Annotated in this window: 17 protein-coding genes and 1 riboswitch; of the genes, 9 read left to right on the forward strand and 8 right to left on the reverse strand. The window is 46.2% G+C overall.

The genetic code is table 11. The annotated features are described in order from the left end of the window. Positions 1–38 precede the first annotated feature (38 nt). Together bioH and MSG35_RS19420 are read left to right on the forward strand one after the other, a co-directional pair. Positions 39–815, forward strand: coding sequence for a pimeloyl-ACP methyl ester esterase BioH (gene bioH / locus MSG35_RS19415; RefSeq protein ID WP_248384794.1), 777 nt, complete (start codon positions 39–41; stop codon positions 813–815). Positions 816–1152: 337 nt separating this feature from the next. Next, complete coding sequence (locus MSG35_RS19420; protein WP_248384795.1) at positions 1153–1626, forward strand: ATP-dependent Lon protease; 474 nt, start codon at positions 1153–1155, stop codon at positions 1624–1626. 251 nt (positions 1627–1877) lie between these two features. Here the strand turns inward: MSG35_RS19420 and MSG35_RS19425 are convergent, their stop codons facing one another. Then, positions 1878–4208: a Tex family protein gene (locus tag MSG35_RS19425; RefSeq protein WP_248384796.1), complete on the reverse strand. Its 2331-nt coding sequence runs from the start codon at positions 4206–4208 to the stop codon at positions 1878–1880. A 664-nt stretch (positions 4209–4872) separates the two neighbouring features. Continuing rightward, positions 4873–5355 (reverse strand): transcription elongation factor GreB, encoded by a 483-nt coding sequence (gene greB / locus MSG35_RS19430; protein WP_017062470.1) that lies wholly within the window; start codon positions 5353–5355, stop codon positions 4873–4875. 443 nt (positions 5356–5798) lie between these two features. On the opposite strand from greB, the gene ompR reads away from it, so the two are divergent. Both ompR and envZ read left to right on the forward strand, forming a co-directional pair. Then, entirely contained in the window at positions 5799–6518 is a 720-nt protein-coding gene (ompR, locus tag MSG35_RS19435) for a two-component system response regulator OmpR (RefSeq protein ID WP_008218409.1), read from the forward strand. Positions 6519–6671: 153 nt separating this feature from the next. Beyond that, entirely contained in the window at positions 6672–7967 is a 1296-nt protein-coding gene (gene envZ, locus MSG35_RS19440; protein ID WP_048612456.1) for a two-component system sensor histidine kinase EnvZ, read from the forward strand. 165 nt (positions 7968–8132) lie between these two features. On the opposite strand, the gene recG is transcribed toward envZ, so the two are convergent. From recG to gmk, 4 genes are all read right to left on the reverse strand, one after another. Further along, on the reverse strand, positions 8133–10211 hold the full coding sequence (gene recG / locus MSG35_RS19445; protein ID WP_248384797.1) for an ATP-dependent DNA helicase RecG: 2079 nt from the start codon (positions 10209–10211) through the stop codon (positions 8133–8135). A gap of 417 nt (positions 10212–10628) precedes the next feature. Beyond that, on the reverse strand, positions 10629–12755 hold the full coding sequence (gene spoT, locus MSG35_RS19450) for a bifunctional GTP diphosphokinase/guanosine-3',5'-bis pyrophosphate 3'-pyrophosphohydrolase (RefSeq protein ID WP_048612458.1): 2127 nt from the start codon (positions 12753–12755) through the stop codon (positions 10629–10631). A gap of 39 nt (positions 12756–12794) precedes the next feature. Next, positions 12795–13067, reverse strand: a complete 273-nt coding sequence (gene rpoZ / locus MSG35_RS19455; RefSeq protein ID WP_009848003.1) for a DNA-directed RNA polymerase subunit omega — start codon at positions 13065–13067, stop codon at positions 12795–12797. Between the two features lie 116 nt (positions 13068–13183). Continuing rightward, complete coding sequence (gmk, locus tag MSG35_RS19460; protein WP_017062466.1) at positions 13184–13807, reverse strand: guanylate kinase; 624 nt, start codon at positions 13805–13807, stop codon at positions 13184–13186. A gap of 325 nt (positions 13808–14132) precedes the next feature. Further along, a riboswitch (purine riboswitch) is annotated at positions 14133–14232 on the forward strand. A gap of 58 nt (positions 14233–14290) precedes the next feature. Here gmk and MSG35_RS19465 point away from each other — a divergent pair. From MSG35_RS19465 to MSG35_RS19475, 3 genes are all read left to right on the forward strand, one after another. Continuing rightward, positions 14291–15661, forward strand: a complete 1371-nt coding sequence (locus MSG35_RS19465; protein ID WP_248384798.1) for an NCS2 family permease — start codon at positions 14291–14293, stop codon at positions 15659–15661. A gap of 192 nt (positions 15662–15853) precedes the next feature. Continuing rightward, complete coding sequence (locus MSG35_RS19470; protein WP_050652097.1) at positions 15854–16279, forward strand: phosphate-starvation-inducible PsiE family protein; 426 nt, start codon at positions 15854–15856, stop codon at positions 16277–16279. Positions 16280–16590: 311 nt separating this feature from the next. After that, entirely contained in the window at positions 16591–16803 is a 213-nt protein-coding gene (locus MSG35_RS19475) for a cold-shock protein (RefSeq protein ID WP_017071067.1), read from the forward strand. A 345-nt stretch (positions 16804–17148) separates the two neighbouring features. Here MSG35_RS19475 and MSG35_RS19480 read toward each other — a convergent pair whose 3' ends face one another. Beyond that, a complete protein-coding gene (locus MSG35_RS19480) occupies positions 17149–18015 on the reverse strand; it encodes a YicC/YloC family endoribonuclease (protein ID WP_055320011.1) in 867 nt (288 codons plus the stop codon). 214 nt (positions 18016–18229) lie between these two features. On the opposite strand from MSG35_RS19480, the gene rph reads away from it, so the two are divergent. Both rph and pyrE read left to right on the forward strand, forming a co-directional pair. Next, positions 18230–18946, forward strand: coding sequence for a ribonuclease PH (rph, locus tag MSG35_RS19485; RefSeq protein ID WP_019826449.1), 717 nt, complete (start codon positions 18230–18232; stop codon positions 18944–18946). A gap of 106 nt (positions 18947–19052) precedes the next feature. Continuing rightward, positions 19053–19694 (forward strand): orotate phosphoribosyltransferase, encoded by a 642-nt coding sequence (gene pyrE, locus MSG35_RS19490; protein WP_017059267.1) that lies wholly within the window; start codon positions 19053–19055, stop codon positions 19692–19694. Between the two features lie 75 nt (positions 19695–19769). On the opposite strand, the gene lpxL is transcribed toward pyrE, so the two are convergent. Further along, the gene (lpxL, locus tag MSG35_RS19495; protein ID WP_248384799.1) at positions 19770–20750 is read right to left on the reverse strand and encodes an LpxL/LpxP family Kdo(2)-lipid IV(A) lauroyl/palmitoleoyl acyltransferase; all 981 of its coding nucleotides are present in this window, start codon (positions 20748–20750) and stop codon (positions 19770–19772) included. Between the last annotated feature and the right edge of the window lie 21 nt (positions 20751–20771).

A 20771-nucleotide genomic window follows, 5' to 3' on the forward strand; every position in this document is an offset into this window, starting at 1 on the left:
CGGATTATCGCTGATGGAAAAAGTAGGGAATATTGAGAATGAGTGACGCGTTATATTGGCATGTTTCTGGACAAGGGCCTGATTTAGTTCTGGTTCACGGTTGGGGGATGAACGGTGCGGTATGGCAACAAACCGTTAATGCATTAGAAGCTGATTTTCGAGTGCATGTTGTCGATTTACCAGGGTATGGACACAGCGCGCACTGCCACGCTCAAGATCTTGAAGATATTGCTCAGCAGCTTTTGGCCGAAGCACCAAAGCAAGCGATTTGGGTGGGTTGGTCACTTGGTGGCTTGGTCGCAACGCACATGGCTCTCCATCACTCAGACTACGTGAGCAAGCTGGTGACTGTCGCCAGTTCTCCTAAATTCGCGGCCGCAAAAGAGCCCGTGTTATGGCGAGGCATTCAGCCAAACGTATTAAACGCATTCACCGAACAGCTGGTTGAAGATTTCCAAACCACCATCGAACGCTTTATGGCATTGCAAGCCATGGGCAGCCCTTCAGCAAGACAAGATGTAAAACAGCTCAAACAAGCAGTGCTGTCTCGCCCGTTGCCGAACCCTGACTCATTATTGGCAGGATTAAAGATGCTGTCGGATGTCGACCTGCGCGAACAACTGCCTGAGATTTCAGTACCAATGCTGCGCTTGTATGGTCGATTAGATGGATTGGTGCCAATCAAGGTTGCAAAAGACTTGGGGAATGCTCTGCCTCATACTGAGCAATACATTTTCACTCAGTCTTCGCATGCACCGTTTATGACCGAAGCCGATGCCTTTTGCAGTGAGCTTGTCAGCTTCGCACAAAAATAATTGCTAAATATATATCCGGCTTGGTCGATATATAACCTAATACCAATCAAAGTAAGTAAGTGTTCAAAAATAGCGTAGGAAAAAGGCTTGAGAACAAGGCAGAGCTTTTTGATAAGTAGTTATTCTACAATCAAAAGCTCTAACGCCGTTATCGAGCATTTTAACAAGCTAGGATGAGCAGTTATTTACTACGATTGGTATAACACCAACGTGTTGCATGATACTCAGACCTAACTCTCTCCAGAGCTGATTGCGCTAAGTTGGGCTATGCCTGTTGTGCGTTCTCGGTACAACAGTGTTATGGCAATAGTGATGGGCGATTCTTGAGGAGTTCGCGATGATTGTGTCACCTGCAACTGCAGTGAGTGTGCCACTAATCGCCCCGTCCGTTAATGTGCAAACAGAGCAAGTTGCGCGTGATAATAGAGTCCGAGAGCCTGTTGCTCCCGCAGTAGCATTGGCGAGAACCAATGCAGAGCGTAAGGTAAAATCAGACGATAAACGAAGGCAGCAGTCGGCTTGGGATCCTTCAGACCATCCAGGTTATGAAATGGAGAACGAGTCAGAGGCCAATTCGGTTAGCCAAGAAGAGCCACAAGACCCTTTTGAACGGCTGTTCAACTTATTGGCACTGAAAACATACAGTGCTGATCAAGGCAAAGGCTATACCATGCGTTTCCGCCTGCCAAAGCATGTTTTAGATGCGGCGATTCAAGAGGGGCAGATGGAGAAACGACGTAAGGTCATAAAATATCATTATGGTCATGCTGTTGCGCCTCATGCTCCGTCAGAGATGCTAGTCGTGTTATAATTATACTCTTCATACTTGAAGCTGCAGCGTTGTTAACTGCGTAAGTTCACCCTAATCACATATAACCTCTATGCTCATAGGGATGAACTTACTTGTTGCCTAGCTGCAACTCCAATTATTTTGAGTATAAGCACGAAGAGTACAACCAAGCTTCGATGTCTCTTTTGAACACATAATAAAAAAACCTGCATACCCTAAGGGATGCAGGTTTTCTGTTTTAAGCATATCTGTTTTGCAGATGAGTTAACGGATTACTTTTTCGCTTTTGCAAAAGCAGCGGCAAATGCACCACCCATCGCGGCATTTTGTTGTGGCTCTTCACGACGGCGTTGTCCGCCTTGTGAATTTTGGTTCGGGCGGTTTTGCGTACGAGGTGCACTTGAACGTTGCGCGCGGTTGTCTTGGCCAGGCTCATCTTTCATACGCATGCTTAGTGCAATACGTTTACGTTGAACATCCACTTCCATCACCTTCACTTTCACGATGTCACCGGCTTTAACCACTTCACGTGGGTCAGAGACGAAGCGATCGGTGAGCGCTGAAATATGAACTAAGCCATCTTGGTGAACACCAATATCAACGAAGGCTCCAAAATTCGCCACGTTCGATACCACACCTTCTAAGATCATGCCTGGTTCTAGATCTGAAACAGTGTTAACGCCATCGGCGAAGGTTGCAGTCTTAAATTCAGGGCGAGGGTCACGGCCCGGTTTATCGAGCTCTTTGATGATGTCGGTTATCGTAGGAACACCGAAGTTCTCATTGGTGTAATCAACCGCATGTAAACCACGTAAGAAGTCTGTATTACCCACCAGAGACTTAATGTCTTTGTGGTTTTTCTCAGCGATGCTTTTCACCACTGGGTAAGCTTCTGGGTGAACAGATGATGCATCCAGCGGGTTCTTGCCATCCATAATACGTAGGAAGCCGGCACACTGTTCAAAGGCTTTTGGACCTAAACGAGCCACTTTCTTCAACGTAGTGCGCGCTTCAAAACGACCATTCTCATCACGGAAATCCACGATGTTCTGAGCGATGGTGCTAGACAGGCCAGCAACACGAGTCAGTAGCGCAGCCGAAGCGGTATTCACATCAACACCAACCGCATTTACACAGTCTTCGACAATCGCATCTAGACGCTTAGCGAGCATAGTTTGGCTCACATCGTGTTGGTATTGGCCCACACCGATCGATTTAGGGTCAATCTTCACCAGCTCTGCCAATGGATCTTGCAGACGACGCGCGATAGACACTGCACCACGGATCGATACGTCCATGTTCGGGAACTCTTTTGCTGCTAACTCAGACGCAGAATAAACCGATGCGCCCGCTTCGCTAACAATGATCTTTTGCGCTTTTAGGTTGCCACGCTTAATCACATCAGCCACGAAGCTGTCGGTTTCGCGTGAAGCCGTGCCGTTACCAATCGCAATCAGGTCGACATTGAACTGACGAACCATCTGCTCAACAACGTGTGCTGACTTGTCGTATTGCTTTTGCGGTGGGTGAGGGTAAATAGTCTCTGTCGCTAGAACTTTACCTGTTGAGTCCACAACAGCGATTTTCGAACCGGTACGTAAACCTGGATCCAAGCCCAATGTTGCTCGAGGGCCAGCAGGCGCAGCCATTAGCAGGTCTTTAAGGTTGGTTGCGAATACTTCAATTGCTTCGATCTCTGCTCGTTCTTTCATCGCGCCCATCAATTCAGTTTCCATGTGCATAGAAACCTTGATACGCCATGCCCAACTAATCACTTGCTTACGCCATGCATCTGCAGGAGCGCTGCTTAGAGTAATACCGTAGTGATCAGAGATGATGTTCTCGCAGTAAGAACCGCGTACACCTTCTTCTTGTTCAGGGTCTGCATTCATTGCCAACGTTAAGAAGCCTTCATTTCGGCCTCGCAACATGGCTAACGCACGGTGTGAAGGTACTTTGTTTAGCGTTTCGTTGTGTTCGAAATAGTCTTTGAATTTCTCGCCTTCGTTCTCTTTGCCAGCCACAACACGAGCACCAAGCTCTGCATTACGGTTTAGGTGTTGGCGAATCTTTTCAAGCAGGTTTGCGTCTTCCGCAATGCGCTCCATGATGATCGCACGTGCGCCATCGAGTGCAGCTTTGGTATCGGCAATGCCTTTATCGCTGCTGATGAAGTTAGCGGCTTCCGTTTCCGGATCGTGCTGTGGTGCATTCCATAACGTATCGGCAAGTGGCTCTAAACCTGCCTCAATCGCGATCTGACCTTTGGTACGGCGCTTTGGTTTGTATGGTAGGTATAAATCTTCTAGGCGAGTCTTGCTGTCTGCTTGAGTGATATCACGCTCGAGTTCTGGCGTGAGTTTTCCTTGGTCTTGAATCGACTTAAGAATCGTTTGGCGACGATCGTCTAGCTCGCGAAGGTATGAAAGGCGGCTATCAAGGTTACGTAGTTGGGTATCGTCTAAGCCACCCGTAACTTCTTTACGGTAGCGGGCAATAAAGGGAACGGTGTTACCGTCATCAATTAGGTTTACTGCGGCAGTGACTTGCTCAGAACGGACATTCAGTTCTTCAGCGATCAGTCGACAGATAGCTTGGCTCATCCGATGAATCTCTTATTTAATATCATGACAAATACATGGGGGTGAGCGTACGCTTTTTCTAGCTTTGGCTGTGTAATTATCCTGTCAGAAGTCGAATTTCCGTTTCTGATACCTGCTTTGTGCGAGATCTCTTACAAGTGATGTGAGACTAAGTCGCTTTAAACCGATGATATCGTCTTAAAATGACCTTAAGTGATTGATTTTGTTCGATTGTGTGTTTGTGGGCGTATTTCCCACCTGAAATGTTTTTTGCGACTATCTAGGAAACTCGCTCAATTACCGTAATATTTAACTTGTCGACAGGGAGTTGGCAGGAACAGGAAAAAGCCTAATGGACTAGGTATCTTCAGGATGAAGATTTGATTACTTAGGATGAGTGGTCAGCAAGGAAGTGATAATCTCTGGATGAGATTCGCCAGTCAGGATGACAGGCTAGAATGGACACCGCTAGGATGGCGATGAACAAAAAGGAAATTGGTTAAAGGATTTAGCCACTATCAAGGAAAGATGCAGGGAGCACCTTATCTCGAAGAGATAAACAGTAGCCGGATTGCTGCGATAGAGACTTAACCCCGCTAGGCGAAAGCCTTGCGGGGTTTTCTTTTATCTGGAGTTTGGGTTTGCTTGAACATTCAGCTCATCGCTAGGTGTTTATTAGGTTCGGTTATTCGTTGTCTGCATAGCGAATCGAGTTAATGAACCACTCTTTGTCGCCTTCCGGTGTTTTTACCGTAAACTCATCATCCACTTCTTTCTTGAGCAGAGCTCTAGCCATTGGTGAGTCGATAGATATATAGCCTTTAGCATCGCCGTAGATCTCTTCGGGGCCAACAATTCGAAACTTCTTAATTTCCCCATCATCATTCTCAATTTCGACCCAAGCACCGAAAAATACTTTACCTTCTTGTTGTGGCGAGTAATCAACGATCGTGACATCAGGTAGGAACTTTCTTAAGAAACGCACTCGGCGATCAATCTGTCGAAGTAAACGCTTATTGAAGGTGTAATCTGCGTTTTCTGAGCGATCCCCTAGGCTTGCAGCCCAAGTGACTATTTTGGTGATCTCTGGACGCTTCTCGTGCCATAAGTGGTCATGTTCTGCTTTGAGTTTGTTATAACCTTCTCGGGTGATAAGTTTGGTTTTCATAAATCTGACTTAATGAAATGATGATCTAAGATAGAATATATAGAAAGGCAACATACGTTAACAATTATTTAGGCGACTTTTTCTCCAATAATGTTACATTTTTAATGTCTTATACTAGGGCGTGTTGATCTTTCGAGCTGTTTTTTGCAACGAATTACTGGGTATTTATACAAGGCAGAGGCTTTGATGTGTAGCTAGCCTACATGAGAAGCCGATAACGCAGTAGAAATGACCAGCAAACGTTGCCCGAAGGGTTCGGCTAAAAGCGTTTTACTCGTTGTTGAGGGAGATTTGCTTAGAATGACTAGGCTACTTCCCCCTCGCCGCGATTAAAACGCTTTTATCTCGAACAAAATTTAACCACGAAAGGTCAACACGCCCTAATACACATTTACCAAGAATGCTTAGCCTTAGGTTTAAGCTTTAATAGGTGGAACCATTACATGCAAGAAAACTACAAAATTTTAGTGGTCGATGACGATGCTCGTTTACGTGCACTGTTAGAACGCTATCTGTCAGAGCAAGGCTTTCAAGTGCGTAGCGTGGCAAACAGTGAGCAGATGGACCGCCTGTTAACCCGTGAAAATTTTCACTTGATGGTATTGGATTTAATGTTGCCGGGCGAAGATGGTCTATCGATCTGTCGTCGTTTACGAAACGCAAACAACTCGCTACCAATCCTGATGCTTACAGCAAAGGGTGATGAAGTGGATCGCATTGTGGGCTTGGAAGTGGGTGCTGATGATTACCTGCCAAAACCATTTAACCCACGTGAACTGCTTGCTCGTATTAAAGCGGTACTGCGTCGCCAAGTCATTGAAGCGCCGGGCGCACCAAGCACAGAAGAGTCTGTGGTTGAATTTGGCGAATTCCGTTTGAACCTAGGTACTCGCGAAATGTTCCGCGGTGAAGAGCCAATGCCTCTTACTTCGGGTGAATTTGCGGTACTTAAGTCATTGGTAACGAATGCTCGTGAGCCAATGTCTCGCGATAAGCTGATGAACATGGCTCGTGGCCGTGAGTATTCAGCAATGGAACGTTCTATCGATGTTCAGATTTCACGTCTGCGTCGTCTAGTTGAAGAAGATCCAAGCAAACCTCGCTACATCCAAACGGTGTGGGGCTTGGGTTATGTATTCGTTCCAGATGGCAAAGCTGTGTAACTCAGCTTAATAAGCTCTACAGCAGCTTTATCGATTCTGTGAATCTTACGGGTCATCTCATTAATATGCGATGGCCCGTTTTCTATTCAGCACAATGGTTTAGAGTTATAGTCATATAACACTTTCTTTATCTTTCTACATCTCGGGTACCCCATGCGTATACGTAGCTCCTTTACTCAGTCGATAGTGCTTTTCTTAACGCTATTGGTCGCTAGCCAAATTTTTTCTTATTACGCGGTGTTTAACTATGCGTTGATGCCGAGTTTGCAGCAGTTTAATAAGATTCTGGCTCACGAGCTAAACCTGGTATTGGACCAAGGCAGTGATATCGAGATTGATGCGCCACTGCGTCAGCGTGTGCTTGAGCAGCTTGGGGTAACCGTTCACGCCAAGGACAGCGAAGCGGCGGGTGAGTATTACCATGCGGTCGCAATCGACTTGATGAGTGAGGAGATGACCAAAGAGCTGGGCTCTGAAACCGAAGTACGGCTGATCTTGGGTAATGAAAGCTATGTGTTGTGGATGGACATTGCGCAGCTGCCTAACTCTTTGATTCGTATTCCGCTGTCTGAGCTGCAAGAAGAAGATTTTGCCCCGCTATTCCGTAACAGCCTGATCATGGCGTTGTTGATTGTTGCAGGCGGTTGGTTGTTTATTCGCTTGCAAAACCGGCCGTTGATAGCGCTAGAGAAAGCGGCGCAAGGTGTCGGGCGAGGTGATATTCCACCGCCATTGCCAGTTCAAGGTGCACAAGAGATTCGCTCGGTAACTCGAGCCTTTAACCAGATGTCGAAAGGCATCCAAGAGCTAGAAGAAGACCGCGCCTTGCTGATGGCGGGTATCAGTCATGATTTGCGTACTCCGTTAACGCGTATTCGCTTAGCGACTGAGATGATGTCACCAGAGGATGCCTACTTAGCTGAGGGGATCATCAGTGATACCGAAGAGTGTAATGAGATCATCAGTCAGTTTATGGATTACCTAAAGCCTGTCGATCGAGATTCATTCCAAGCGGTGTTCGTCGATGATATTGCTCGTGAGGTATCGAGCTCTGAGGGTGGCTACGAGGTTCAGATTGAAACCGATATTCCAGAGTCAATGAAGCCAGCGCTAGGTAACCCAATTGCGATGAAGCGCGCGGTGAGTAACTTGGTGGTGAATGCGCTGCGTTACGGCAATGGTTGGGTCAAGGTGTCGACCGGCATGACGGCGGATAATAAACTGGCTTGGGTGACAGTAGAAGATAATGGCCCGGGTATTCCACAAGACCAGATTGGTAAATTGTTTGAACCCTTCACACGTGGTGACACGGCACGTGGTAGTGAAGGAACTGGCTTGGGCTTGGCAATTGTTAAGCGTATTGTCAGCCAACATCAAGGTGCGGTGGTGGTCAATAATCGCAGTGAAGGTGGTTTGAAGGCGCAGATCAGTTTCCCTGTTAAGCCCTAGTTATCATCGGTCCGTATGATGACGGAAGTTTATTTTGCTCGTCATTCCCTATCGTGAGGAACGAACGAATAGGGAATCTCGTTCTTGATTGATCAAAGTAACGCGCATGAAAAAGGCTTCCTGATGGAAGCCTTTTTACGTTTTAAGCCGGAATATGAGGGCTAACTAAGCCTTTGAATAAACATCGCGCTCACCCAACCAGCGATTAATGATCGCCTTGGCGTTGTCTGGGTAGCTATCATGAATATGACGCGCAATACGCTGAACTTCAGGGATCAAACGTTGGTCTCGTACCAAGTCAGCAATCTTAAAGTCGGCCAAGCCGGTTTGTTTAGTACCAAGCAGTTCCCCAGGGCCACGAATCTCTAGATCTCGCTGAGCAATAACAAAGCCATCGTTACTTTCACGTAGTACACCTAAGCGCTTCTGAGCGGTTTTAGACAGCGGTGAGTGATACAACAATACACAATGGCTTGCGACCGAACCACGGCCAACACGGCCTCGTAATTGGTGAAGTTGCGCTAGGCCAAGACGTTCTGGGTTCTCGATGATCATTAAACTCGAATTCGGCACATCCACACCCACTTCAATCACCGTAGTCGCGACCAACAGGTGCAGCTTGTTCTCTTTGAACTCTCGCATCACCGCCTGTTTCTCGGCTGGCTTCATTCGGCCGTGCACCAAGCCAATTTTCACATCTGGCAGCTTTCGTTGCAGCTCTTCTGCAGTGTCAGCCGCGGCTTGAGCTTCTAATACTTCTGATTCATCAATCAGTGTACACACCCAATACGCTTGCTTGCCTTCATTGAGACACGCATTACGCACTCGCTCGACAATGTCATCACGTTTGGTATCAGGGATCGCTACGGTTTGAATCGGTGTTCGTCCCGGTGGTAGCTCATCAATGATTGAGGTTTCGAGGTCGGCATAGGCGGTCATGGCCAGCGTTCGCGGAATCGGTGTTGCGGTCATCACCAACTGATGTGGGTAATAGCCCTGCTTAGCGCCTTTCTCACGCAGCTCTAAACGCTGGTGGACACCAAATCGGTGTTGCTCATCAATGATGACTAAACCAAGGTTTTTGAACTCGACATGCTCTTGGAACAGAGCATGAGTGCCGACCACCATTTTCGCTTCGCCACTGGCAATACGCGCCAGTTCGGTTTCACGAGCTTTGCCTTTGAGTTTACCTGCGAGCCAACCGACTTGAATGCCCATTGCTTCAAACCAGTTAGCAAAGTTGATTGCGTGCTGCTCTGCGAGTAGTTCAGTCGGTGCCATCAGGGCTACTTGCTGACCATGTTCCAGTGCGCGAACAGCCGCCAGTGCAGCGACTAAGGTTTTACCTGAGCCTACATCCCCTTGCACTAAACGCATCATAGGGTGCGGTTTTTCTAAGTCAGCTTCGATCTCTTTAGTCACTCGTGCTTGAGCATTGGTTGGAGAAAACGGCAGCTGAGCCAACAACTTATCTTTCAGAGTATTCACTGGAGGAAAAGGCATCGCCTTGTCTTGCTGTCCTTTGCTTCGAACAGACAACATCGACAGGTTTTGAGCAAGCAGCTCTTCCATAATCAGGCGCAGCTGCGCAGGGTGTTTACCTTCATCAAATAGCTCTAGGTCAATGCCCGGAGGTGGTCTGTGAATGGTATGCAGTGCTTGTGCTAAGGTAATTTGGTGGTCGTATAAACCTGACGGGAGAAGCTCGTTAACCGCCGCCTTATCTATCAGGTCGAGCGCTTGGTCAGTGAGGCTGCGCAACGTGACTTGTCTTAGCCCTTCGGTGGTTGGGTACACCGGAGTTAGGTTCGCTTCCACATCTGGTTGTTGCCTTGGTGCAAAGAACTTGTAGTCAGGGTGAACAATCTCAAGCCCCATATTGCCGCGCTTGATTTCACCGTAGGCATGCACTTGTTTGCCTTCGGCAAAGTTATTCTTCATTCCTGCCGTAAAGTTGAAAAAGCGCAGCGTAATAGTGCCGTTACCATCGCTGATCTTTACTGCGAGCATCTTACGTTTACCGAAAATGGTATCGACGTGCATCACCTTGCCTTGCACTGCAGCCCATAAGCCCGCGTGCAGTTTTACGATCGGATAGATGCGTGTTCGATCTTCATAGCGTAAAGGGAGGTGAAACAGTAAGTCTTGTACGTTGTTAAGCCCAACCTTCTCCAGTTTCTCTGCGACTTTTGCGCCGACTCCAGATAAAGAGTTGAGAGGGATAGCAGATAAAAGCTGTGACATAACAAGGCTCATAAACGTAAGAGAGATAATCTATTCAAGCATTTTACTGGATTTTTGTACAGGATAAAGCGAAAGAGCAGATTAGAAGCAGATACGGGATTCGAGTAAACGAGATTCAAAGGAAGAAGAGCAGATGCGGGATACGGGTAAACGAGATGCGAAGGGATAAGAGCAAATAGGAGCTTGGATTCATCGGGGATGAAAGAACAGGGCAGTATAAAAAATTAAAGCAGACTCGAAATACGAAGAGTTGAGTGGTGAAAAGCTTTTGCTCTTCGCATCTCGAGACTCGTATCTCTCATCAGCTTTATTTATCGAGATACTAAAAGATTAAAAAAGATGTGGAGCCAAGATGGTGAGTCACGAAGTCTTTTGCTCTTCGTATCTCGCCATCTTGGCTCCTCATCTTTATTTTGATCAGTTCTTACGACGTCTTACTTTCAGCGCGTGTGGCATCACACGTAGCTTCTTCATAATACTTGCAAGATGAACACGATCTTTGGTGGTCAGCAAGATAGTCACTGTGTACAGGCGCCCGTCACGTTCTTCGGTAGAAATACCGTGAATGTTAGAGCCTGTTTTCGAGATAACGTTAGTTAGCTCAGCCAGTGCACCTTGGTGGTTCTGCAGATCAACCTGAAGTTCAGCTGTAAACTCTTGGTCGTAATCGTCAGACCATTCAACCGCCATGTATTTGTCTGGTTCTTTCTGGTAACCACGAACGTTTGGACACGTTTCGCGGTGAACCACAAGGCCACGACCTGGAGATACATGGGCAATGATGTGATCATCTGGAATCGGGTGACAACAGTTAGCGAACGTCAGTAGCAGACCTTCAGCACCACGGATTGGAAGTTTCTTCCTCGGTGTATCGCTGTTGTTTTCTACTTCAGTCAATTCGTCTGCATCACCAAGCAGGCGACGAGCAATAACGATACTCATCAGCTCACCAAGACCAATCGACGCCAGTAAGTCTTCAACGCTTTCTAGGCGTAAGTCAGACAATACATGTTCTAGATTCTCTTGGCCGATATCGGCAATAGAGTGTTCGCCAAGTGCATGATTCAGTAAACGACGGCCTAGCGTGATCGACTCTTCACGACGCATGGTTTTTAGAACCTGACGGATCTTGGTACGTGCGCGAGATGTCACTACGTAGTTGAGCCATGCAGCATTCGGACGCGCGCCCGGAGCACTAATGATCTCAATCGTTTGACCGTTTTTCAGCGATTTGCTGAGTGGGTAAGGGTTCATGTCTACACGAGCACCTACACACATGTTGCCGACATCGGTATGCACCGCGTAAGCAAAATCGACCGCTGTTGCGCCTGCCGGAAGTTCGACAATGCGACCCTTCGGCGTGAACACGAAGATCTCATCTGGGAACAGATCAGACTTAACGTTTTCAATGAATTCGAATGAGTTACCCGCGCTTTGTTGCAGCTCAAGTAAGCTCTGCATCCAACGTTGTGCTTTAACCTGTGCGGTTGTGCCATTACTGCTGCGTGAGCCGTTGCCTTTGTAAGACCAGTGCGCCGCGACACCTTTGTCTGCCATTTGATCCATATCTTCAGTACGGATCTGAACCTCAACTGGCACCCCATGAGGGCCGATCATTGATGTGTGCAGAGATTGGTAGCCGTTGGCTTTTGGTACCGCGATGTAATCTTTCATGCGGCCAGGACGAGGCTTGTACAGGCTGTGAGCCTGACCAAGTACGCGATAACAAGTATCTGGGGTATCAACCACTACGCGGAAAGCGTAGATGTCCATAATGGTGTGGAAGCGCTGCTCTTTGGTTTTCATCTTGTTGTAGATGGAGAACAGGTTTTTTTCACGACCAAGTACGCGAGCAGGCAAACCGACCTCTTCAAGGCGGCCTTCAATTTCGCTATGGATACGTTGGATCATTTCCTTACGGTTACCACGCGCAGCTTTCACTACGTTTTTAAGTACGCGATAACGGTTAGGATAGAGGGCTTCAAAGCCTAGCTCTTCTAGTTCGGTCTTGATGTTATGAATACCAAGACGGTGAGCTAGTGGAGAATAAATCTCTAGGGTTTCACGAGCGATACGACGCTTTTTGTCAGGACGAAGTGCCCCAAGCGTGCGCATGTTGTGAGTACGGTCAGCTAATTTGATCAAGATAACGCGGATGTCTTGCACCATGGCGAGAACCATCTTGCGGAAGTTCTCTGCTTGCGCTTCTTTGCGATCACGAAATTTAAGCTTATCCAGCTTAGATACACCATCAACCAATTCAGCAACGGTATTGCCAAATTTTTCCTCTAGATCTTCTTTAGTGACATCACAGTCTTCGATGACATCATGAAGCAGAGCAGCTTGCAGGGTTTCGATATCCAGACGCATTTCTGCCAGGATTCTTGAAACAGCTACAGGGTGGATAATGTATGGTTCACCGCTTGAGCGGGTTTGCCCTTCATGGGCGTCTCTCGCTACCACATAAGATTGACGCAGAGCCTCAATTTGAGGCTCTGTTAGGTATTCTTGGGCAACGTCTTTGAGGCTATCGAATAGATACAAATTAAAGGCCCGGAAGGTTAATTAGTTCGAATGACGTTCTTAACGAGTGTGAGCGATGCTGCTTACTGCTGCAAGTTCAGCCGCTTCTTGCTCTTGTTGCTCTTGACGTTCACGAGCATCTAGTACGTCTTTAGTGATAAGACCTTCTTCGATTTCGCGAAGAGCGATAACCGTTGGCTTATCGTTTTCTTCAGGCACTAGTGAATCTTTACCGCCAGTTTGCATTTGACGTGCGCGGCGAGCCGCAATAAGAACTAGGTCGAAACGGTTGCCAACTTTTTCAACAGCGTCTTGAACAGTTACGCGTGCCATGAGGACTCCAAATAGTAATTAACTAATAAATTTTTGATGACGAGAAAGTATACAAGTTTAACTAGAGACTTTCTAGATCACCGTATACTTATCTCAATGGAAAATCTAGTTCTAGATTATTCCGCCAGTAGTGCTGTAAGCATGCCGCTGTATTTCGCTGCTTGCTTATCTTCTTTTAAGCGTTCCGCACGAATGATAGCTCTGAAGTCCATTAGGGCTGCATCAAAGTCGTCATTCACGATCACATAATCATATTCTGCATAGTGAGAAATCTCTGATTTTGCTTCGCTCATGCGTTTCGCAATAACTTCGTCGCTGTCTTGACCGCGAACATTCAAACGACGCTCTAGTTCACCATTTGATGGTGGAAGAATGAAGACACTCTTCGCTTGAGGCATTTGTTCACGGATCTGACGAGCACCTTGCCAGTCGATATCTAGGAATACATCGATACCGCGGTTTAGGTTTTCTTCAATCCAAACGCGTGAAGTACCGTAGTAGTTGCCGAAAACTTCAGCGTACTCTAGGAACTCACCTTTAGTAATAAGGTCTTCAAAATGATGTTTCTCTACGAAGTGGTAGTGAACACCATTTTCTTCACCAGGGCGCATACCGCGAGTGGTGTGTGAAACAGATACCTTCATTGCGTAGGTTGGATTGGTTTCTAGCATTGCTGAGATCAAGCTCGACTTACCTGCGCCACTAGGTGCAGATACGATGTAAAGAGTACCTTTGCCCATCTGTATATTTCCACTGTTGGTTGGATTGAGTGAAGGCAATAAACCTTACACTTTAAAAGATAGCACTGACTCTAATTATTGTTCCGTTGCTTACGTCTATAAAGAGATAACGAGTAAAACGAATAGAAGCAATTGGTGAAAATTAGGCCAGAAAAATGGAGGCGAAGAGTAGCATATTTAGATGATTGAGAACAACTGGCTTGATCGTTATTTATTAGCAAATGATCTTCTCAAAGATCTTTGTATAAATGTAATGACTCGTCATCGGTACTTTTTTATGTGATCTGGACAAAATTTGTTGAAGTTTTAATCTCAATCCTTACAATCCGCGCAAACGATTAAATGCTGTATATATCTAGTGATATGGACTAGATGTTTCTACTACCGAGCCTACCTCGGTGACTACAGTTTTTAGTGTAGAGACCTCTCTATTCTCACAGCATTTGAATCTCCAAATTCTTAATTTATTGCATAGGTTTTGTTGTGAGTACCGATTCCACCCTGAAAACCCAGAACACCTCTGGCTCGCTTGATTCGATGTTTAAAATCACTGAAAGAAAAACCACGATTGGCACTGAGCTGTACGCGGGTTTCATTACTTTCTTGGCGATGAGTTACATTCTGGCGGTTAACCCAGCAATTTTGGGTGATATTCCAGGCATGGACAAAGGTGCCGTGTTTACTGCAACGGCTCTGTCTGCGGCTATCGCAACCTTAATCATGGGCATTTGGGGCAACTACCCAGTGATGCTTGCGCCGGGTATGAGCATGAACGGCTTCTTCAAAGGCTTACTATTAAGTGGTTCAGTCGCAGTACTTTGGAATGAAGCGCTGTTCGGCATCTTCCTGTCAGGTATCCTGTACCTCGCGTTCTCGTTAACCAATATTCGTAAATCGATGATTGAATCGATTCCTGAAGATTTGAAGTTGGCGATTACCGTGTCTCTCGGACTGTTCATTGCTTTCTTAGGTCTTAAGAATGCGGGCATCATCGTTTCTAACCCATTCGTATTGGTTGGCTTAGGCGACATTTCCGATCCAAAAGTGATCATCGCTTATGTGAGCATCTTCATCGCACTGGGTTGTATGGTTCGTGACATCAAGCTAGCAACGTTCATCTCGTTCGTTTCAGCTATTATGTTGACGATTCTTGCTGACGTCTTCATGGGCACTTCAAACGCACCAATCCCAGAGCAGTTCATTGCTATGCCACCAAGCATGGCAGGCAGCTTCGGCGCTATCTTTGATTTCTCTGCTTTCACGCCAGAGAAAATGTTCGACCTACTGTTCATCGTACTTATATTCTTGATTGTCGATTTCTTTGATGGCTTGAGCACCATTGTTGGTGTTGGCCGTGATGCGGGCATCATCGATAAAGACGGCAAGGTGCCAAACGCGAAATCAGCTCTAGTAGCAGATGCGGGCGGTACTGTGATTGGCTCTATTCTTGGTACCACATCGATCACTGCGTTCTCTGAGTCTGGCATTGCTTCTTCTCAAGGTGCAAAAACGGGCTTAGCGGCGGTGATGGTTGCTGGTCTGTTCCTAATCTCGCTATTCCTATACCCAATTTTCTCTATCTTCTCGGCAGCTATGGTTGCACCTGCGATGGTAGTGGTTGGCATCTACATGGTAGGTCGCCTTGGTCAGATCAACTGGGAAAAGAAAGAGTCACGCATTGCAGCCTTCTTTACCATCATGTTCACAGTGCTAAGCTTCTCTCCAGCGAACGGTATGGCGATGGGCTTCATCAGCTACGCATTCACAATGGTTGTGGCAGGTAAGCGTAAAGAAGTGCACCCGCTAATCTATGGGCTGTGTGTGGTGTTCTTAACTTACCTGATTCTGCTTTAAGGCTAATTAGCCACTAAGAAGTCGCTAAGTAAAAGACAAACAGATGGCTCTGCTGTGAATGCGGGGCCATTTTTGTATCTGTTGCTTCTCTATAGCGTGTGCAATTGATGGCGTTAATGCTTTGACAGTACGCGACTTATATTGATGCATGCTATTGTAGAGACTGGATTAATTATTTTTTGAAGAGTGACTATGCCTTCTAACTTACCTAGATCTTTTAGTAAGCCGTTTTTAAAAGTATTCCACATTATGGAAGCGGTATTGCTGGTGGCGATCACGCTCGCGACCTTATTTGCGATGGTCGAAGAGTTCATGCATGTTTTCGCTGAACGCCGAGTGCAATTGACCGACATTCTGCTGATGTTTATCTATTTAGAAGTGTTGGCGATGGTTCAGCAGTTTGTGATGAACGGTAAGATCCCAGTGCGATACCCAATCTATATCGCGATGATGGCGATTGCTCGTTACATCACTTTGGGCATGAAAGAACTCGATGCGGTATTGATCGTTTGGTTATCTTTAGCAGCATTTATCTTGGCCGCGGCGACATTGTTGATTCGTGTTGGACATCATTATTGGCCGTATGTAGACCTTAGAACCAAGCAGCCAGATGAGTAACACTTTGAAGGTTAAAGTTTTATAAATGAAGCCCAACGATATCGTTGGGCTTTTAATTTAAGTCGGTTGAACAAAAAAACATCAAATTGTCCAAATAACGCTTTACAAGCAGGCTCAGATCACCAAGAATGGCGTCGCTCTGTTCTCAGGGTTATTAAATGAAACATCCAGTTGTAAAGTAGAACCCTTAGTATTGCTTCATTGTTATTCTCAGTGTTTCCCTTAGCTTCATAGATACATTAAATAATTCAAGCTTTCAGCGCATCGCACTTTTGGCGATTAATTTTTTATTTTTATATAAGGGACACATCATGTCTAACAAAGTAAACGGCGTAGTAAAATGGTTTAACGAAGAGAAAGGCTTCGGTTTCCTAACTCAAGACAACGGCGGCGCTGACGTATTCGTACACTTCCGTGCAATCGCTTCTGAAGGTTTCAAGACTCTTAAAGAAGGCCAACAAGTGTCTTTCGAAGTAGAGCAAGGCCAAAAAGGTCTTCAAGCTGCAAACGTTGTAGCTCTATAAGATTTTAAGTCGGCGCAGGTTGCAACAGCAACTTGCGTCACTTTCTCTCTCAAATCTGTTTCCCTCTCAGTTTTACAACACTCTTCTCCACTTGCAATACCTCCTCAAAATATTCAAAAATCCTGTTTTACGTCCGTGATCTCGTTCTATCTATCGCTGTATCTATCTTTTGCTCTAAGTAAATCTTCTGCGTAATAATCTGCTCACTTAGGCATCCTGATTGTCATTACTGTATCCATAAAAAAAGCCCCTAAAATTAGGAGCTCCTTTTGATCTAATCAACACTGTTAGTTAATCAACACAGATTAGGCTGATTACTCTTCATCGTGTACAGTTTACAGACTGTTACTCAATGTTCTGGATCTGCTCACGCATCTGTTCGATAAGGACCTTAAGCTCTACGCCTGATGCGGTGATGTCTGTGCTGATAGACTTAGATGCTAGCGTGTTTGACTCACGGTTGAACTCTTGCATCATGAAGTCAAGCTTACGGCCACAAGCGCCGCCTTTCTTCAGTACTGCATTCGCTTCTTTCACGTGAGAGTCTAGACGATCTAGCTCTTCTGCTACGTCTGACTTCTGCGCAAGTAGGATAAGCTCTTGCTCAACACGAGAACCTTCCAGTTCAATTTTCGCATCTTCAAATTTGGTAAGAAGACGCTCACGTTGCCACTCTAGGATCTCAGGCATGCGTGCACGAACTTTCACGACTTCTTCAGTGATTGCATCTAAACGCTGAACGATTAGCGCCTTCATGTTTTCACCTTCACGAGCACGAGCGTCAATGAACTCTGCAATAGCATCGTTGAATGCTTCTAGTAGGTCTTTGTTGATAGCATCCATGTCTTGCTCTGGAGTTTCCATCACGCCAGGCCAGTTCATGATTTGGAATGGGTTCAAACGGCTCTCTTCGCCTGTCATCGTCATTACTTGGTTGGCTGCATTAATGACTTGCTGAGCCAAGCCTTCGTTAATGCTTAGTTCACCCTTTGCTGCAGGGTTTGCTTCAAAGCGTAGGTTACATTCAACCTTACCGCGCGCTAGACGCTTACGGAAACGCTCACGCAAGATTGGCTCTAAACCACGGAACTGTTCAGGCATACGGAAGTAAGTTTCTAGGTAGCGTTGGTTTACACTACGGATTTCCCATACTGCTGTGCCCCAATCGCCTTTTACTTCTTTGCGTGCGTACGCGGTCATACTATAAATCATCGAATTTTCCTGTCTTTTATCATTCTGAAAATAACGCGCACGCATAGTATCACGATATGGTGTGCTCTCGAAGCCTGTCGCCTTTCATGATGGATAGCTTTGCACGATAAACTGCTATATAATCTTGCCCCAATCAAAACTGTCTCACCCCTTTCTTAGGTGATGCACTCTTTCGATAGCAAATCACTTCAGACTGTTAATAAGGTAGATACCAATGCGTCCAAATGACCGCGCTGTAGATCAAATTCGTCCAATTAAAATTACTCGTAACTACACAGCTTATGCTGAAGGTTCTGTATTAGTTGAGTTCGGCAACACTAAAGTTCTATGTAATGCGACGGTAGAAGAAAACGTACCGCGTTGGTTAAAAGGCCAAGGAAAGGGTTGGGTAACGGCTGAATACGGCATGCTGCCACGTGCAACGCACACTCGTAACCGTCGTGAAGCGGCGAGCGGCAAGCAAGGTGGTCGTACGATGGAAATCCAACGTCTGATCGCTCGTAGCCTACGTGCTGTTGTTGACCTGAAAGTAATGGGTGAAATTATGATCACTGTCGATTGTGATGTTATCCAAGCAGACGGCGGTACTCGTACTGCTTCTATCTCAGGTGCAAGCGTTGCAATGGCTGATGCTATCAACAGCCTACTAGCAAGCGGCAAACTGAAAAAGAACCCAATGAAAGGCCACGTAGCGGCAGTTTCAGTGGGCATCGTTGGTGCACAAGCACTGTGTGACCTTGAGTACGTTGAAGACTCAGCAGCCGATACCGACATGAACGTTGTAATGACGGAAGACGGTAAGATGATTGAGATTCAAGGCACAGCAGAAGGCGAACCGTTCAGCCACGAAGAGCTGATGCAGCTTTTAGCCCTGGCGAATAAGGGTATTGCTGATATTGTTGAAGCGCAGAAGTCGGCGTTAGCAGAATAGTTTATAGATAGCTCCTTTTTTAAGGGGCTATTTTTTTGTCTGTAAAACTCGAAAGAGTAGTGCAGAGCGTAAGTTAAGTTTTATTGAATAAACGTAGAGGAAAAACATGAAAGCATATCAACGTGAATTTATTGAATTTGCACTAGAGAAAGAAGTACTTAAGTTTGGTGAGTTTACTTTAAAGTCTGGCCGTAAGAGCCCTTACTTCTTCAATGCTGGATTGTTTAATACAGGTCGTGACCTAGCACGCTTAGGTCGCTTCTACGCAGCAGCATTGGCTGATTCTGGCATTGAGTTCGATGTACTATTTGGCCCTGCATACAAGGGTATCCCAATTGCAACGACGACAGCGGTTGCACTAGCGGATCACCACGATGTAGACACGCCTTACTGTTTTAACCGTAAAGAAGCGAAAAACCACGGTGAAGGTGGCAACCTTGTCGGTAGCGCGCTTGAAGGTCGCATCATGTTAGTGGACGACGTGATCACTGCAGGTACTGCGATTCGTGAGTCGATGGAAATCATCCAAGCAAATGGCGCTGATTTAGCGGGTGTGCTTGTTGCTATCGACCGTCAAGAGAAGGGCAAAGGCGAGCTGTCTGCGATTCAAGAAGTTGAGCGTGACTTCGGTTGTGCAATCATCTCAATTGTTAGCCTTACTGACTTGGTGACTTTCCTTGAAGAGAAAGGCACTGACGCAGCGCATCTAGAGTCAGTAAAAGCGTACCGCGCTCAATACGGCATCTAATACAATTTGTTATAGCTATAGAATGCACAAGGGGCTGATGAATCATCAGCCCCTTTTCTTTTGGTTCAGTATTAATTATTTATAACGAATGCCGCGTTCAGCTTCTGGGTCTTCCATGGTCTTAAAGCGCTTGTGTAGCCACATCCACTGTTCTGGTGCACGTAAGATAATCTTCTCAAGGTAGCTGTTCATGTAGGCGGCAGCCGCTTTCTCGTCTTTTTGAGGATAGTTATCTTCAATTGACTCGTCCGCCATGATTTCATACTTGCCGTCGGCATTTCTAAAACCAGATCCCGGAACAAGTGCGCATCGGCTGGTGTAAGCCAGAATACTGGTGCCTGTTGTGGTACACGCATCTTCTACAGCGAAGAAAGGCACAAACACAGACTTGTTACGACCGTAATCATGATCCGGTAGGTAGAAAAGGATCTCACCCTGACGCAGGATTCGAATCATGCGCTTCACGTCTTTACGGTGAATCAGGCGGTTGCCGTTCTGAGTACGACCACGGTATTGAATGAATTCATAAGCCGGATTGTTGTGCGGGCGGTAAACACCTAAACCTGAAATACCGAGAACAGCCATTGCTCGCGCGGTGATCTCTAGGTTCAAGGCATGTACGCAACATAGTAGAACACCTTTACCGTTGTCTTTGTGTGTACGCAGCGTTTGGGTATCTTTATCTACTAGGATTCTTTTGAAGCGCCACGTTGGCCAAAACCAGGTAATACCGGTTTCGATCAATGCCATGCCGGTATTTTTAAAGTTTTCACTGACCATAGCCGCGACTTCGTCTGCTGGCTTATCTGGGAAGGCAAGTTCCAAATTACGCGTTGCAACAGCGACACGCTTTTTACCATAGCGAGCCCCCAAAGAGCCTAACGATCGGCCTAACAGCAGTAAGAGGCGATAAGGGAGAACGTTAACGATAAGCGCCAATAACCCAAAACCGAACCATACTCCCCAGTATTTAGGGTGGAGTAACGCCAGAGTAAAGGGTGGCTTAGTAATAACGTGTTGTGCAGTGCTGTTTGTCGGAGAAGTTTTCGTCGTCATAACCATCACTTAAGATTTGAT

It is taken from the genome of Vibrio sp. 1CM23M (assembly GCF_023161755.1).
Lineage (GTDB): Bacteria > Pseudomonadota > Gammaproteobacteria > Enterobacterales > Vibrionaceae > Vibrio > Vibrio coralliirubri.

What these genes read in the sequence shown, in the direction of transcription:
- bioH (WP_248384794.1), top strand. Translation starts at nt 39, where the DNA reads ATGAGTGACGCGTTATATTGGCATGTTTCTGGACAAGGGCCTGATTTA.
- MSG35_RS19420 (WP_248384795.1), top strand. Translation starts at nt 1,153, where the DNA reads ATGATTGTGTCACCTGCAACTGCAGTGAGTGTGCCACTAATCGCCCCG.
- MSG35_RS19425 (WP_248384796.1), bottom strand. Translation starts at nt 4,208, where the DNA reads ATGAGCCAAGCTATCTGTCGACTGATCGCTGAAGAACTGAATGTCCGT.
- greB (WP_017062470.1), bottom strand. Translation starts at nt 5,355, where the DNA reads ATGAAAACCAAACTTATCACCCGAGAAGGTTATAACAAACTCAAAGCA.
- ompR (WP_008218409.1), top strand. Translation starts at nt 5,799, where the DNA reads ATGCAAGAAAACTACAAAATTTTAGTGGTCGATGACGATGCTCGTTTA.
- envZ (WP_048612456.1), top strand. Translation starts at nt 6,672, where the DNA reads ATGCGTATACGTAGCTCCTTTACTCAGTCGATAGTGCTTTTCTTAACG.
- recG (WP_248384797.1), bottom strand. Translation starts at nt 10,211, where the DNA reads ATGTCACAGCTTTTATCTGCTATCCCTCTCAACTCTTTATCTGGAGTC.
- rpoZ (WP_009848003.1), bottom strand. Translation starts at nt 13,067, where the DNA reads ATGGCACGCGTAACTGTTCAAGACGCTGTTGAAAAAGTTGGCAACCGT.
- gmk (WP_017062466.1), bottom strand. Translation starts at nt 13,807, where the DNA reads ATGGGCAAAGGTACTCTTTACATCGTATCTGCACCTAGTGGCGCAGGT.
- MSG35_RS19470 (WP_050652097.1), top strand. Translation starts at nt 15,854, where the DNA reads ATGCCTTCTAACTTACCTAGATCTTTTAGTAAGCCGTTTTTAAAAGTA.
- MSG35_RS19475 (WP_017071067.1), top strand. Translation starts at nt 16,591, where the DNA reads ATGTCTAACAAAGTAAACGGCGTAGTAAAATGGTTTAACGAAGAGAAA.
- MSG35_RS19480 (WP_055320011.1), bottom strand. Translation starts at nt 18,015, where the DNA reads ATGATTTATAGTATGACCGCGTACGCACGCAAAGAAGTAAAAGGCGAT.
- rph (WP_019826449.1), top strand. Translation starts at nt 18,230, where the DNA reads ATGCGTCCAAATGACCGCGCTGTAGATCAAATTCGTCCAATTAAAATT.
- pyrE (WP_017059267.1), top strand. Translation starts at nt 19,053, where the DNA reads ATGAAAGCATATCAACGTGAATTTATTGAATTTGCACTAGAGAAAGAA.
- lpxL (WP_248384799.1), bottom strand. Translation starts at nt 20,750, where the DNA reads ATGACGACGAAAACTTCTCCGACAAACAGCACTGCACAACACGTTATT.